Below are 15,854 nucleotides of genomic sequence, written 5' to 3' on the forward strand. Positions count from 1 at the left end.
CTTGTATATATAATTTTCTTATATATTTTTGTTTCAGATTTAATGTTAATGACCGATCAAGTCCTATGGATTCATCGAATCAGGAATTTTTACGGGGAACTCTCAAGACGATAGTTCTTCGGTTGCTGGCCCAGCAGGGGCGCATGTACGGCTATGAAATCACGCAGGCCGTTGAAGAACGTACCCATGGTGAACTGATGCTTACGTTTGGGGCCTTGTATCCGGTGCTCCATAAGCTGGAAGACGAAGGACTGCTGATTACCCAAAGTCAGGAGGTAGACGGACGGCTGCGCAAATATTATATGCTTACCCCAACGGGTAGTGCCACAGCGGTTCGGAAAGTCGATGAGTTCGAACGGTTTATCCAGCTCATGCGGCTGCTCATTAACCCCTCTTCAACCATGACCTTCGGGCAATAATTTTTCTATTCGCTTCACATTAGCCCTTCAGTTAGTTTATGAACAAACTATCGCCCGAGCAACTTCTCCGCCTGCAACAACAGCTACAGCAAACCAGACCACACCAGGCATTACAGGCCGAACTGCTGGATCATATGGCCTCTCTGATTGAACAACATATGGATCAGGGACAACCTTTCTCAAGCGCATTCGATCAGGTAAGCCAACAGGCCAACCCGCAGGCGCTGGACCAGTTAAAACACCTGTATCTTCAGGAATTTCCTACCCAACCGTCAACTATTCCCATGCGAGCTACGCGGATTGGGTTACGCCATCAACGACGTCCGGCGACCAGGCCGTTTCAGTACATGCTACTCTCCAGTGTGCTTACGTTTCTGATTCTGATGGGGTTTCTGGTGGTGGTTAGTCGACCACTGGCTATACCCATCGATGCGTTCCGAACCGCCTGGGGAGCCCTGGGATTGACGGGCATACTCATCGTTCGGTGGTGGTTGTCCCGCAAGAACACCAAACCCAAACGATTGCGGACTACCTGATTACGATCTATTTTACCCCCAATTAATCCCTTCTTGTGTCCTCACATACACGGGAATTATTCCCAAAAATCGACTTACAGAAGCCTTAGCCAATAACCTTCTAACGCTACCCTAACTCCCTTTCCCGATGCTTATTCACTACCTCACAGTGGCCCGGCGCCAACTGTGGCAGAATCGTCATGTCAATTTAATCAGCGTGCTGGGGCTCGGTATAGGGCTGGCCAGCGGACTGGTTATTTTTCTGGTTGTCAACTACATGTTCAGTTTCGACCGCTACCATCCCCACCTGGACCGGAGTTACTGGATCGTTACCGATATTAAGCGGGAGCGAGTCATGCCTACCGATGCCGCCCCCCGCCCCCTCGCTGAAGTTCTCCGACGCAACTATGCCTTTGTGGAAAATGCGACCCGGCTGGAAACCTTCTTTGGCCGGACGCTGAGCGTACCAAACGGCAAGGGGGGCTGGGTAAAAAAGTTCGCCGAAGCCCGAAATGTCTGCTTTACGGAATCTCAATACTTTGACATGTTCGGGGTAGACTGGGTGAGTGGCAATCGCAAAACGGCCCTCAATGCCCCCAACACGATTGTCATCAGTGAGCGATATGCCCGCAAATTTTTTGACTCCCAACCGGCAATGGGCCGAACCCTGCGGCTGGACAATCGTACCGACCTAACCGTAACCGGGATTGTGAAAGATCCACCCGCCAACACCCAGCTTCGGTTCGATGCCTTCGTTTCGTATCCCACCATTCCGGTATTGGAAGGCCCAACCGCTTTGGCCGACTGGCAGGGGTTACAGGCCATGTGTTTTGTGCGACTGCGAGAAGGAACCGACCCTACACTGCTCCGCCAAAGCTTACCCGCCATTCGACGCAAAAACCTGCCTCCTCAGGAAGCCGCTCATTTCGACTACCACGTGTTGCCCCTGGCCGAACTCAACCACGAGCGCAGTGGCATGGCTCCACGGCCTGTTCTCTATGCGCTCATCGGCGTGGGTGTGTTGCTGGTGATGGCGGGTTGTATCAATTTTATCAATCTGGCCACGGCCCGGGCGCTCAAACGGGCGCGGGAAGTGGGGGTCCGGAAAGTGATGGGAAGTACACGCTGGCAATTGGTCGGGCAGTTTATGCTGGAAACCGCCTTGCTCGTGTGCCTGGCTATACTCGTCGCTGTGTTGCTGGCCCAACTGTGTTTACCCTTCATCAATCAAATCCTGGCCGCTACAGTCGAAAAGCTTCAACCGAATATGTCCGTTGCCGATCTGGTTCAGCAACGGGCCATAGGCTGGTTCCTGGGGCTGATCGTCGGGGTTATTATCCTTTCGGGTTTGTATCCTGCGTTTGTACTGGCCCGTTTCGACCCTGTAACGGCGTTTGCGACCCAATCGACCAATCGGTTCTCAGGCCGACTAACCGTCAGACAGGCGCTTATTTGGGGGCAGTTCGTGCTGATGCAGTTATTTATTCTGAGTGTGCTGGTCATTACCATTCAGCTCCGGCATATGAGTCAGGCCGAATGGGGATTTCACCGCGAATCGACAAAGGTCGTTTTCCTGCCCCAGCGGGAGGCTTCTCCCCTGTCCCTTCTGCGTGAACACTGGTTAGGCATACCCGGTGTTGAGCAGGTAACCTTCGGCAGCGATCCGCCCGCATCGCCCTATAATCGGTCCAGCTCGTTCAGTTACCATACGGCTACCGAACCCGAGCCGTTTGAAACCCGCGTGCGGGCAATCGATGACCACTATCTGTCGGTTTTTGACTTACGACTGATAGCCGGGCGAAATGTCCGGGCCGCTGATACTACCGGACGGGATGTATTGGTCAACGAAACGCTGGTGAAGCAATTGGGTATGCGTTCACCGGCAACGGTGGTGGGTAAACGCATCCGTATAAAAGATGCCGACCGGGTTATTGTCGGTGTTGTGCGCGACTTCCGCAGTGGCGATCTGCACCAGCCGGTTTTACCCGTAACGCTCATTCATGATCTTCCGCACAGCCGGATAGCCATGCTGCGCCTGAGTCCAACGGATTCGCCCCAAACTCAACAGGGGATTCAGCAGGTGTGGGATAAGTTGTTACCCGATCAGGTCTACCATGCCGAAACCCTGACAGACCTAATGGAAAACTTTACCGAAATCGAGCGTCTACTAGCCGGAATGGTTCAGGCCTTTGCGCTGGTGGCGATTGGACTGAGTTGCTTAGGCCTCTACGGGCTGGTCACGTTCCTGAGCGAAGCCAAAGCCAAAGAAATTGGCGTACGGCGGGTATTAGGGGCTCAAACTCCGCAACTTCTCTGGCTACTGGGCCGGGAGTTTGGTAAACTACTCGGTCTGGGCTTTCTGGTTGCGGCCCCACTCGGAGCGTGGCTATTATCAACCTGGCTCCAGCAGTACGCCTATCGCATTTCGGTGAACGGGTGGTTACTGGCGGGCACCTTTATCCTGACTCTACTGATCACAGCCATGACCATCGCTCGTCAGGCATTAAAAGCCGTCCGCACCAACCCGGTTCTTTACCTAAAAAGCGAATAAGTCGGTTTATGAACTCCCACATATCGCTACTCTCTTCATTCGTATTCTAACTTCTCAATTACCCGCGTATGAAACTCCTGACTATTTGTCTAGGGCTGATGAGTCTGACCACTCTGGCGCAAACCAGTAAATCGGACCGTCTAAAAACAGGCTCGCGTCCAACAGCTCCTGTCGAAATTCTATGGGATAGTGCCGGAGTGCCGCACATCTACGGGCAAACCCTGGAAGCCATGTATTACGGCTTTGGCTACGCTCAGATGCAGAACCACGCCAACCTGTTGCTCCAGTTATACGGACAGGCCCGAGGCAAAGCGGCTGAGTACTGGGGCCCCCGATACCTGGATTCGGACAAGATCGTGACCTTGTTCGGCGTGCCTGAACAGGCTCAAAAGCAGTACACCCAACAGCCTGCCGATTACAAGCCCTGTCTGGACAGTTTCGTCAGCGGCCTGAATGCCTATGCCAAAGCCCACCCGGAAGCCATTGGCGCTGAATTTAAGCAGGTACTGCCTATTACGCCCCAGGATATACTAGCCCACGCCAGCCGGGTAATCGGCCTGGAATTTATCGGTGGGGCCGAAGCGGGAGCCGCTCGGGTAATGCCCCCTGGTTCGAATGCGTACGCCATTGCTCCTGCCAAGTCTGCATCGAAAAAAGCCATGCTGATGGCAAACCCACACCTGCCCTGGGAAGGGTTCTTCCTGTTTTTTGAAGCCCACCTGAACGGCCCCGACTTCATGGCCTACGGTGCCTCCTTGTTGGGTCAGCCGGTGCTTAATATTGCGTTTAATCAGCATCTGGGCTGGACGCACACAGTCAATACAATCGATGCGGCCGACCGATACGTGCTCAACATACAGGATGGTGGCTACCTGCTGGACGGTGTCAAACAAGCCTTTGAAACAAAGCCCGTTACGCTTCAGGTACGCCAGCCCGATGGTCAACTTAAACCGCAAACACTTACTTACCGATACAGCAAACACGGGCCGGTCATGGAAAGCCAGGATGGGAAAACCTACGCCATGCGCTTTGCAGGCTTGACCAATCCGGCGATGGCTGCGCAACACCACGCGATGGCGAAAGCCAAAAATCTGGCCGAGTTCGAAACGGCCCTCCAGCGCATGCAGCTGCCGATGTTCAATGTCATTTATGCAGATCGGGCCGGTAATATTCTGTACCTGTTCAACGGGAGTGTACCGATTCGCAGTGAAGGCGACTGGCCTTTCTGGCAAGGTCCCGTCGACGGTTCGGTCTCGAAGTACATCTGGAGTCAAACGCACCCGTATCGGGATCTTCCCCGCGTACTCAATCCACCGTCGGGTTTTGTGCAAAACGCTAACGACGCGCCCTGGAGTTGTACATATCCAGCCGTACTTGATCCGAAGGCTTTTCCAGGGTATATGTCGCCCGTAGGGATACCCATACGGCTGCGTCCGCAACGATCCATCAATCTGGTAAAGGACGACGCGTCGATTCGTTTTGATGAATTAGTGGGCTATAAACTCAATACGGGTCTGGAAGCCGCCGACCGATTTCTGGACGATCTACTGGCAGCCGTCGATCAACATCCCGACTCACTGGCCCAGCAAGCGGCTTCGGTACTCAAAGCCTGGGACAAAACGACAAATCGCGATAGTAAAGGTGCCGTTTTGTTTACAGCCTGGTTCGACCAGTTTAACCCCAGAATGGCAGCCGTCGGCTGGGACCCGCAACGCCCTGTTAGTACGCCCGATGGATTGAGGGACCCTAAAAAAGCCGTTGAATTATTACGAAATGCAGCCATTCAGGTGCGTCAAAAATATGGTCGGCTGGATGTTGCCTGGGGTGAGGTGAACCGATTCGGGCCAGCCGGAAATGATTATCCAGCCAATGGCGGTTCAGAACAGTACGGTATCTACCGGACCATTCATTTTGTGCCGGACCCAAAACTGCCCCAACTGAATCGGGCCGTCGCGGGCGACACATACGTAGCGGTAACCGAGTTTGGCGATAACGTGCGGGCGCAGGTATCACTCAGCTACGGCAACGCGAGCCAGCCCGGCCACAAGCACAACGGCGACGGCTGGAAACGCATGTCGGACCAGAAGCTCCGAGAAGCGTTACTGGATAAACAAGCCATTCTGCGCCAGTTGGAGAAAAAAGAAATGGTACAATTTGATACGAATCCGTAACGCAGGCTGGAAGAGGTCAAGAAAAACCCCTCTCCCGTTTTGGGAGAGGGGTAGTCCGACGATTCGGATGAGGAGAAATCGCTTAATCTTACAGCAGTGTTATAAACCCTTTGATCACCGATGCCAGTCGGATAGCATCGAATACGCGGGCTTCGCTGGCACCGTGTTTGAGCACACTCTCTTCGTGCGAGCGAACACAGAGCTCGCAACCATTGACCGCCGAAACGGCCAGACTCATCAGTTCAAAAAACTCCTTACCCAGCACCGGATTCATCATGATACTCATCCGAATACCGGGTTGCGTTTGCTGGTAATATTCCTTGCCGACAAAATGCCGGAACCGATAACATACATTGTTCGTGCTCAGCAGCGACGTACAGGCGATTGTTTCGGCCACTTCAGCATCCGAAGCGCCTTCCTGTTTGGCAGCAGTCGTCAGCGAATCAACCAGTGGCTGGTGTTTTTCATTGGTTGCTACCGACAGGGCCAGCAGCAACGCTTCCTTCTTCGTCAGGTTCTGGCTGCTATTCAGCACATTACCGACATTTATTTTCAGATCGCGCAGATACCGATGCTCGGCCTGAGCCAGTGCATCGAGCCGGGGATACTCCCCTTCCGCACTAAGCCCTACCAGATTCAGCAGCGACGTAACGGTTTCGTTTTGTGTGGTTATCATCTTTTAAAGAGCGAAAGAATGAAAGAGCGAAAGAGTGAGTGAGTGTCCCAGCCTTCGCCCTTTCACTCTTTCATTCTTTCGCTCTTTAAATTAGGCTGTTAGCGTGGCTTCGCCTTTTGTCCAGTTGCAGGGGCAGAGTTCGTCAGTTTGCAGGGCATCCAGTACGCGGAGAACTTCGTTTACATTCCGACCTACTGATAGGTCGTTTACGCTAACCCATCGAACAATACCTTGTGGATCAACGATGTAGGTAACCCGGTACGCTACTTTTTCGTTGGCTTCCAGAATACCCAGATCTTCGGCCAGCGATTTCGAGGTATCGGCCAGCATCGGAAATTTCAGACCACGCAAGTCGTCATGGTTTTTGCGCCAGGCCAGGTGAACGAACTCGCTATCGGTCGAAGCACCGATCACCATCGTATCCCGATCCTGGAAATCTTCAAATTTTTTGTTGAACTCAGCAATTTCGGTTGGGCAAACGAAGGTGAAATCTTTCGGCCACCAGAACATGACCAGCCACTGCCCTGCCGCCTTGTGATCTTCTGACGAGATTTCGTAAAATTCCTTGTCTTTATCCAGCGAAACAACGGCCAGTTTCTTAAACTCAGGGAATTCCGATCCGACAGAAACAATATGATTTTTCATAGAATTTATGATGGTTGTATGCAATGCACATTCTTATTCAAGTGCAAAGTAAACCATCAATCCTTTCCAGAAATATGATTTTTATCAATCATGTTATAGATAAAAACTATCAAAATTTCGAACAAATAGTGGCTATCAGGTATTTAAGCCTTGTTCCAACAGTTCGTTCTCGAAAAACTTATTGAAAGAATAATACTATTCATTGAAATGATACCAGGTATAATTTTATTGATATGAATCATATGTAGGAGACGCATCCTTGCATCTCCTTTGCGTCAGCCATTGTTTACATCAAGAATAAGCCATCCGGCCAGGAGACGCAAAGATGCGTCTCTACACAAATCATTCCGACCGCAGCGATTTGACCGGGTTCATCAGTGCAGCTTTGATGCTTTGAAAACTCACCGTTAGTAAGGTGACGATCAAAGCCCCCAAGCCCGCTACGGCAAAAATCCACCACGAAAGTTCGGTTCGGTATTCATACTTATGAAGCCAGGTATTCAGGAAGTACCAGGCAATGGGGGTAGCGATGCCAAAAGCGATAACGACCAGCACTACAAAATCTCGGGAAAGTAACGCCCATACATTCGTTACGGATGCGCCCAGCACTTTACGCACGCCAATTTCTTTGGTACGCTGCTCGGCTACGAACGACGCCAGCCCAAACAGCCCCAGGCAACTGATCAGAATCGCGAGAATAGCAAACCCGGAAGCCAGCTTACCGATTCGTTCTTCAGCCGCAAATTTCAGCGCATACTGCTGGTCGGTAAACCGATAATCAAATGGACTGCCGGGGTTGTACTTCCGAAATACCGATTCGATTTTCGCCAGCGATTCTCTGGTACTATGAGCCGGATTGAGCTTAATATTGATGACATTCGCCCAGCCGTAATCCAGGACATAAACGGTCTGATATACAGGTTTAAAGGGCGAGTCCATGAGCATATCTTTGATAACTCCCACCACTCTGTATGGCTTACCATTCCATTTAACCTGTTTGCCAACCGGATCTTTTATACCCATATACCGTACGGCCGTTTCATTCAGGACCATGCCCGATGAATCACTGGTAAATTGCCGGGAGAAATCCCGGCCCTTCACGAACTGCCAGCCAACCGTTTTGCCAAAATCGTGCGTAACGGCAATGGTCCCGAAATTTTCTTTAAAGTTGGGGTCTTTTCCTTCCCAGTCGAAACCACTATTCTGCGAGTTCAGATCGGTTGCCGGAGTCGATGAGGTCGACATGTCGATCACGGCTCCCGTTCGTATCAGATCATCACGAAGGGCATTATAGTGCTGATGTAGTTCTGGCGTGTTCATGGCCACCGTAATTAATCCACTTCGGTCATACCCCACCGGGCGGTCTTTGGCGTGCTGAATTTGCCGGAATACGATGATGGTGCCAATAATGAGCGTGACCGATACCGTAAACTGCACCACAACCAACACCTGACGCGGAATTGACGCAAACCGACCAACCCGGAACGTGCCTTTCAGGACCTTGACGGCCTGGAACGACGACAGATACAAGGCCGGATAGCTACCCGCAATCAGTCCCGTCAATACACTAAAGCCAATCCCGCAAAGCCAGAACACCGGATTAGCCCATAAAATACCGATCTGTTTATCAGCGATTTCATTGAAAACGGGTAATATCAAAAGTACCAACCCTATAGCCAGAACGAACGCAAACGAAACCACCAGCAGCGACTCGCTGAAAAACTGGCTGATCAACTGGCTCCGTACCGAACCAACCGCCTTGCGAATGCCCACTTCTTTAGCGCGCTTTTCGCTCCGGGCGGTACTCAGGTTCATGAAATTGATACAGGCCAGCAGCAGCACAAACACACCGATAATCCCGAAGAGCCACACGTACTGAATCCGTCCTTCCAGGTTCCCGACTTTATCCCAGCCGGAGTAGAGATGCCATTTGCTCATAGGCAATAGATAAACCACAGGTTTAATAAAGGCTACCTCCGGATTATGCTTTAGCCGTATATTTTTGATTTTGGCCGAAACGGCATCAAAATCAGCATTGGGTGCAATCTGAGCCAGTACCTGCCAGGAGAAATTGCCCCATTCAACATTGTCCTGCACCCGCTTCACCCACGCTTCCGATGCGACATACAGATCCCAGGGAGCAATAAACTTCATATCCCGGAACTCGGTATTGTACGGAAAGTCTTCATACACGCCCGTCACTTTCACGTCCAGCTTATTGTCGATCTTCATCAGTTTTCCCACCGGATCGGCATCGCCAAACAACGCGTTAGCCGTTGTCTCTGATAGTAAAATCGAATTCTGGTCTTTCAAACCAGTTCGCGTTCCGCTAAGCATATTCAGTGTGAGCATATCCGGCGCATCGGCACTTAAGTAGTTCCCTCGTTTGGTTAATTTTTTGTCGCCAACTGCTAGAATGTGATCGCCTGTCCAGGATGACATAATGACGTGAGTGAAATTATCGCCGTAGACCGTCCGAAGTTCAGTTCCCATTGGCGCCGGATTGTATTCGCCATGGAACACTTCGCCGTTGAACTCTCCGTTTTGCATGACCTTGGCAATGCGGTCGTAGTTCTGAAAATACCGATCAAAGGAAAGCTCGTCATAGATCCACAGACCGATCAGCATGGCCACTGCCATGCCCACCGCCAGTCCACCAATGTTGATGAAGGAATAGACCCGGTTCTTGGCCAGGTTCCGAAAAGCGATTTTGATATAATTCCGTAGCATAGTTGTTATTGCTGGATTGGGGTAATGGTTCGTATTTCGTTTCATTAATGACGGGCGTAACAAACTCACTACGTCGCGTATATACCGCCAGCGGGCTTGTTGTAGGCCTACTTCCCGGACGCGCTGCTGAAACAGTTCGTCCAGATCCCCTTCCAGTTCTTCGGCCCGATGGGCAGCCAGAATCCAGTGAAGCAGATACGTAGCAAAGCGGGGTCCGACGGGTCGGGGCGGGTTGTTGGGCATAGGACAAGGGGGTAAGGGCAAGGGGTTGGGGGCGGGTTGCGGCTTCGCTTAGCCTATGCCCCTGGCCCCTTGCCCTACGCTATTCCGATCGCAATGATTTTACAGGATTCATCAGGGCGGCTTTGATGCTTTGAAAACTCACCGTCAGCAGGGCAAAGAACAGTACCGAAAGGCCAACCGATATGAATAGCCAGCCGCTCAAGTCCATGCGATACACAAACGTGTCGAGCCATTGTCGGGAAGCATACCAGCCGATAGGTACAGCGATCAGAAACGCCACTAGCACCAGCTTCAGAAACGAACCTGACAGCATTCGATTAATTTCCAGAACACTGGCTCCCAGCACTTTACGAACCCCGATCTCTTTCGTACGCTGTTCAACCGTCAACGTCACCATTCCAAACAATCCAAGACCCGCAATCAGGATTGCCAGCAGGGCCGCATCGGTCATAAGTTCTTTCCATCGGGCATCATCGGCATAATCATTCAGGCGGTCATCTTCCATAAAATGGTACGAAAAAGGCTGAAAGGGAATAATCTGCCGATAAGCCTGTTCGATGGTTTGCAAACCAGCCTGCATTTGGGTAGGGTTCAACCTAACGTATAACTGATTCATCTGTTCGGCCCGACCAAGCTGGAACAATACCGGCTCGGGCTTATCGCGCAGAGATCGATATTGATAATCGCGTACAACGCCAACTACTGTCAGATCATGCCGGACACCCCCTTCATCCTGTCGTTGTACGACCTGACCAATGGCTGACTGGTTAGTTGGAAGAAATCGCTTCGCAAAGGTTTCATTCACCAGAATATTGGACTGGCTATCGGCAGGGCTGTTGGCACGAAGCCCTCGGCCTTTTAAAATCGGTATATTCACAAAATGCAGATATTGATCGTCGACCCATTCGTTGCCTGATTTTACGGCCTTATTCCTGATGTAGTAGGTCCCGGCCCGATGCCCCCCTGATTTTCGGGCAACGGCTTCGATACCGGGCCGATTTTGCAAAGCCTGCTTTAGCAACTCACCCTGCCGTTCGCGCCCCCAGGGTATATACATTCGTACCCGGTCAGCCCGCTCATAGCCTACATTGGCTGTCTGAATATAGCGAAACTGTCCGTGTAAAACCGCCGTCCCGATCAGCAACGTAATGGCAATGACGAACTGTAAAACCAATAACGGTTTGCCGGTGCTATAGCTCCGGACCAGGCCCGACCGACCGTACAGCACCTTGGCCGGGTTGAAGCCGGAGAGCACCCGTGCCGGATAAAAACCTGCCAGCGCAGTAACCAGTACTATCAGGGCGGCAAAAAGGCCAACCGTCTGAGGGGTAAGCAGGTACTGAATGGTTAAAGCTTTGTTGGCAAGTGTACTGAATTGGGGCAGAAGCACATATACCAGAATCAGGGCCGGAACAAAGGCCAGGAGCGTCAGCAGGAAAGTCTCGCCAACAAATTGCCCGATCAACTGCTGGCGGGTGCTGCCCGTCACTTTTCGAATGCCGATCTCTTTAGTACGACGGAGCGACCTTGCCAGCGTGAGGTTGATGAAATTGATACCCGCCAGTAGTAAAATGAGCCCGGCAATACCACTCAACACATACGAATATACCGACGATGAACCACGTTCCAGACCATTACTCAACTCATAGCGGTCGTCGAGGTGCATAGAAAGAAAAGGCTGCAACTGGTGAGCCACCCGAAAAGCCCCCTGCTCCTGCCGAAGTTGGGCGAGTTGTTGACCAGCATATTTTTCGAAGATCGTTGCCATTTTCTGCTCCGTCGTCTGGAGGTCGGCCGTAGGCATGTCGGGCTTCAGCAACAGAAAGGTATTCAGAAACCCCTCCGACCAGTCACTTTGTGCCCAGGCTTTCTGATCGGGCGAGAGCGACGCTACAAAAGGTCTTAGCAAATCAAAACGGAGGCTCGAATTGGTTGGGGGCGTTTTCACAACGCCCGTAATCCGATAGTTCTCAAAATTTCCGCCAGCATCAATTGCCAGTAGTTTGTTCAGCACATCCGTTGTGCCGAAATACGTGCGGGCCATATCGTCCGTGATGACTACACTTCCCGGATCGTTCAGCAGGGTCCTGGGGTTACCCGCTAGCAGCTTAAAGCTAAACAGGTCGAAAAAAGACGTATCAACGTACATAACCTGGTGATACTCGACATCCTGGTTCTGACGGACCAGCATTTCATACCCTTTTACCCGGCAAAACGCTGTCACCTCTGGCATCCCAGCGGCAAACGCTGGCCCCTGTGGCAGGCCCGTCGCTCCGTTGGCGATTTCGTTACCCTCAGGACTTGTTCCATTCAGTACCACCCGGTACAACCGATCTCCATGCGCATGGAAGCGATCGTACGACACTTCGTCCTGTACGAACAACAGTATGAACATAACCGCTGCAAGACCAATGCTTAGGCCAACGATATTGATGGTGCTGAGGCCGGGGCTACGAAGCAAATTGCGCCAGGCAATTTTGAAATAGTTACGAAACATGGCTGTATGGGTTGGTCCTGGAAAATCGAGTACTGTTTGTCGTTTGATCAGTGATGGTCGCATTAGGCTCACTACATCCCGTATATATCGCCAACGAGCTTTTCTCAACCCTACCTCCCGGACGCGCTGCTGAAACAGTTCATCCAGATCCCCTTCCAGTTCTTCAGCCCGATGGGCAGCAAGGAACCAGTGAAGCAGATAGGTAGCGAAACGGGGTGGTGTAGGTGATGGCATGGGGCAAGGGGTTGAGAGCAAAGGGTTGAGGGCGGGGGCTGGATACTCTTACCCTATGCCCTCAACCCCATGCCCTATGCTATTCCGATCGCAACGATTTCACCGGGTTCATCAACGCGGCTTTGATACTTTGAAAACTTACCGTTAGCAATGTAACCGTCAACACACTTACGCCTGACAAGGCAAACACCCACCACGACAACTCAGTACGATACTGATAGCTCTGAAGCCAGTTCGACAGTAGGTAATACGCCAGCGGAGTAGCCAGGCAAAACGCGAGAACGACTAATATGACGAACTCTTTCGAGAGCAGTTGCCAGACGTTGAATACCGATGCGCCCAGCACTTTGCGGATACCGATTTCTTTGGTACGCTGTTCGGCCATAAACGAGGCTAACCCAAACAGCCCCAGGCAACTGATCAGAATGGCCAGAATGGTAAATCCGCCCGCTAACCGGCCAATGCGTTGTTCAGCCCCAAATTTTCGGTCATATTGCTCATCAGCAAATTTGTAGTCGAATGGAGAATCGGGGCTATAGCGTTTAAAGACCTGTTCTACTTTCGCTAGTGCTTCAGGCGTCGATAGCTGTGGGGCCAGCCGGATATTGATGGTATTGACATTCCCGTATTCGACAACGAAAAATGATGGACTGACCGGCCGAAAGGGATCTTCCTTGATCATGTCCCTAATGACGCCAACAACCTTAAATTGGCGATTAGGCGAGCCCCGACGAACGAATTCTCCAATTGGATTCTTGAATCCCATCAGCCTGACAGCCGCTTCGTTCAGGATGATTGATGCCGTATCGGTTGAATACGCCCTCGAGAAATCCCGTCCTTCCTTGATCTGCCAGCCAACTGTTTTCCCATAATCGTGCGTCACGTAATTCGTCATGACCAGCGGCTTGCTACCGGGCTTTTTTCCCCGCCACGAAATATCCGTGGTGCCACCCGCTTGAAATGTGATCGGGTTCGACGATTCCGACATATCTGCCACGGCACCTGTATTGAGCAGATCGTTACGCAAAGCCGTATAATGCCTATACAGCTCAGGCGCATTCATCCCGATTTCGATCAATCCACTGCGGCTATACCCTACCGGGCGGTCTTTAGCATGTTCGATCTGCCGGAATACGATGATGGTGCCAATAATGAGCGTGACCGAAACAGTGAACTGAAAGCCTACCAGCACCCGACGCGGAATAGTGGCCGAACGGCTGGTCCGCATAATACCTTTGAGTACTTTGACAGGCTGAAACGAAGACAGATACAGCGCCGGATAGCTCCCTGCAATCAGGCCAGTCAGCAAACTAAAACCCAGTCCAGCCAGCCAGAAAATTGGATTCTGCCACAAAATGACCATCTGTTTCTCGGCCACCTGATTAAAGAAAGGAAGCGTAAACTGTACGAACAGAATGGAAACCGCAAACGCCAGAAACGCCATGAGTAGTGATTCGCTGAAAAACTGCGAAATCAACTGGCTCCGTAATGACCCAATGGCTTTCCGAATGCCGACTTCCTTGGCGCGTTTCTCGCTGCGGGCCGTGCTCAGATTCATGAAATTGATGCAGGCCAGCAGCAGCACAATAACGCCAATGCTACCAAACAACCAGACAAACGTGATGAGTCCACCCGTGTTGACACCATCTTTAAAATCAGAATACAGGTGCCATTGGCTCATCGGATGCAGGTAAAATTCGGGTTTATAACCTGGCGGATTATCCCGCTTCATCCGAATATCCTTTATCTTGGCAGAAACAGCCCCAAAATCGGCATCGGGTTTGATCTGGACGAAAATCTGATACGAATTGGAGTCCCACTGATCCCGATCAAGTTTAGCATTTTCATCGTTAGCCGCATAGAATTTCCAGGGAACCAGAAACATAACATCATCGAACGTACTATTGGCTGGGAAATCGGCATAAACACCCGCCACTTTCACCGTCTGTTTATTGTCCAGTTTTATTAGCTTATTGAGTGGGTTCTGGCCGTCGAAAAGAGCTTGCGCCAGCGACTTCGACAGCAGAATCGTATTGACGTCGTTTTTTCCAAACTGCGTTCCCGATACGACGTTCAACGATAGCATATCCATAAACTCGGGCTCAACGTAATTGCCAGTTTTCAGCAGCTTTCGTTCGCCAGCGGCTACAATAACATCCCGCGACTTCGACAGGGCAACCAACTCGAAATCGGGGTAGTTACTTCGAAGTTCCTGTGCCAGCGGAATCGGCATCACATCGTAGGCCGTCTTCTCTACGTCGAATTTCACAAACTGCCAGAGCATAGCCAGCCGATCATGCTTTTTAAACTGGCGGTTGAACGACAGTTCGTCGTACAGCCAAAGGCCAATCAGCATGGCGACGGCCATACCCGACGCCAGTCCAAAAATGTTGATGAAGGAATAGACCTGATTCTTAGCCAGATTCCGAAAAGCGATTTTGAGATAGTTGCGTAACATGGCTGTATGTTTTGGTCTTGCGTATCGATTTGTTTGTCGTTTGATCAGTGATGGTCGCATTAGACTCACTACATCCCGTATATATCGCCAACGGGCTTTTCTCAACCCTACCTCCCGGACGCGCTGCTGAAACAGTTCATCCAGATCCCCTTCCAGTTCTTCGGCCCGGTGCGGGGCCAGGAACCAGCGGAGCAAATGCGTAATGATGCGCGAGAGCTCAGTGTGTTTCATGACCAGGCGGTTTTAGGAATAGCATCCCACATTTGGTTGCGCAGTTGCCGAATTTCTTCTAATGCCCGTTGCCCGTAGGCGGTCACTTTATAAAGTCGTTTCCGTCGTCCACCCCGCTCCGCCGTCATCCCTCCCATTTCGGAGCTAACCAATCCCTTTTCCTGCAAGCGATTCAAAGCTGAATGCACCGCTCCCAGATTGACTGAACGACCCATTTGCTGCTCAATCTCATTGACTACAGCCGCACCATAGGCATCGCCCGCCCGGATGGCGACCGCCAACAACACAACTTCTTCAAATTCGCCTAGATAAGTCCCTTTCATAGCAAAGGATTAGTTGTGTAAATGTATAACAAATGCCTTGCCACATCGTAAAACAGGCCAATTCAGCGCGAATTGGCCTGTTTTACGATAAATCATCCGCATCGAAATGTCCGTTTATGGACAGTTTCTGTACGGACATGGACATACCGAAAAGTGTAAAA

Annotated in this window: 10 protein-coding genes; 4 read left to right on the forward strand and 6 right to left on the reverse strand. The window is 51.3% G+C overall.

Annotated features, from left to right (window positions below):
* The first annotated feature begins 65 nt into the window (after positions 1-65).
* From B153_RS0121770 to B153_RS0121785, 4 genes are all read left to right on the forward strand, one after another.
* Complete coding sequence (locus B153_RS0121770) at positions 66-419, forward strand: PadR family transcriptional regulator (protein WP_020598863.1); 354 nt, start codon at positions 66-68, stop codon at positions 417-419.
* Positions 420-457: 38 nt separating this feature from the next.
* A complete protein-coding gene (locus tag B153_RS0121775) occupies positions 458-955 on the forward strand; it encodes a hypothetical protein (RefSeq protein ID WP_020598864.1) in 498 nt (165 codons plus the stop codon).
* Positions 956-1,082: 127 nt separating this feature from the next.
* Positions 1,083-3,485, forward strand: a complete 2,403-nt coding sequence (locus B153_RS0121780) for an ABC transporter permease (protein ID WP_020598865.1) — start codon at positions 1,083-1,085, stop codon at positions 3,483-3,485.
* Between the two features lie 68 nt (positions 3,486-3,553).
* Positions 3,554-5,656, forward strand: coding sequence for an acylase (locus B153_RS0121785; protein ID WP_020598866.1), 2,103 nt, complete (start codon positions 3,554-3,556; stop codon positions 5,654-5,656).
* Between the two features lie 88 nt (positions 5,657-5,744).
* Here B153_RS0121785 and B153_RS0121790 read toward each other — a convergent pair whose 3' ends face one another.
* From B153_RS0121790 to B153_RS0121815, 6 genes are all read right to left on the reverse strand, one after another.
* A complete protein-coding gene (locus B153_RS0121790; RefSeq protein ID WP_020598867.1) occupies positions 5,745-6,332 on the reverse strand; it encodes a carboxymuconolactone decarboxylase family protein in 588 nt (195 codons plus the stop codon).
* 90 nt (positions 6,333-6,422) lie between these two features.
* Positions 6,423-6,977 (reverse strand): peroxiredoxin, encoded by a 555-nt coding sequence (locus B153_RS0121795; RefSeq protein WP_020598868.1) that lies wholly within the window; start codon positions 6,975-6,977, stop codon positions 6,423-6,425.
* A 342-nt stretch (positions 6,978-7,319) separates the two neighbouring features.
* Complete coding sequence (locus B153_RS0121800; RefSeq protein WP_020598869.1) at positions 7,320-9,950, reverse strand: ABC transporter permease; 2,631 nt, start codon at positions 9,948-9,950, stop codon at positions 7,320-7,322.
* Positions 9,951-10,029: 79 nt separating this feature from the next.
* On the reverse strand, positions 10,030-12,681 hold the full coding sequence (locus B153_RS0121805) for an ABC transporter permease (protein WP_020598870.1): 2,652 nt from the start codon (positions 12,679-12,681) through the stop codon (positions 10,030-10,032).
* Between the two features lie 79 nt (positions 12,682-12,760).
* Positions 12,761-15,370: an ABC transporter permease gene (locus B153_RS0121810; RefSeq protein ID WP_020598871.1), complete on the reverse strand. Its 2,610-nt coding sequence runs from the start codon at positions 15,368-15,370 to the stop codon at positions 12,761-12,763.
* Positions 15,367-15,693, reverse strand: coding sequence for a PadR family transcriptional regulator (locus tag B153_RS0121815; protein ID WP_020598872.1), 327 nt, complete (start codon positions 15,691-15,693; stop codon positions 15,367-15,369). Before B153_RS0121815 ends, B153_RS0121810 begins: the two co-directional genes overlap by 4 nt.
* Positions 15,694-15,854: the final 161 nt, after the last annotated feature.

This window comes from Spirosoma panaciterrae DSM 21099 (assembly GCF_000374025.1).
In the GTDB taxonomy this organism is placed as follows: Bacteria; Bacteroidota; Bacteroidia; order Cytophagales; family Spirosomataceae; genus Spirosoma; species Spirosoma panaciterrae.

Bases quoted from the DNA above. Each gene is read 5' to 3' on its own strand.
- B153_RS0121775 (WP_020598864.1), top strand. From the start codon at position 458: ATGAACAAACTATCGCCCGAGCAACTTCTCCGCCTGCAACAACAGCTA.
- B153_RS0121810 (WP_020598871.1), bottom strand. From the start codon at position 15,370: ATGAAACACACTGAGCTCTCGCGCATCATTACGCATTTGCTCCGCTGG.
- B153_RS0121800 (WP_020598869.1), bottom strand. From the start codon at position 9,950: ATGCCCAACAACCCGCCCCGACCCGTCGGACCCCGCTTTGCTACGTAT.
- B153_RS0121805 (WP_020598870.1), bottom strand. From the start codon at position 12,681: ATGCCATCACCTACACCACCCCGTTTCGCTACCTATCTGCTTCACTGG.
- B153_RS0121770 (WP_020598863.1), top strand. From the start codon at position 66: ATGGATTCATCGAATCAGGAATTTTTACGGGGAACTCTCAAGACGATA.
- B153_RS0121780 (WP_020598865.1), top strand. From the start codon at position 1,083: ATGCTTATTCACTACCTCACAGTGGCCCGGCGCCAACTGTGGCAGAAT.
- B153_RS0121785 (WP_020598866.1), top strand. From the start codon at position 3,554: ATGAAACTCCTGACTATTTGTCTAGGGCTGATGAGTCTGACCACTCTG.
- B153_RS0121815 (WP_020598872.1), bottom strand. From the start codon at position 15,693: ATGAAAGGGACTTATCTAGGCGAATTTGAAGAAGTTGTGTTGTTGGCG.
- B153_RS0121795 (WP_020598868.1), bottom strand. From the start codon at position 6,977: ATGAAAAATCATATTGTTTCTGTCGGATCGGAATTCCCTGAGTTTAAG.
- B153_RS0121790 (WP_020598867.1), bottom strand. From the start codon at position 6,332: ATGATAACCACACAAAACGAAACCGTTACGTCGCTGCTGAATCTGGTA.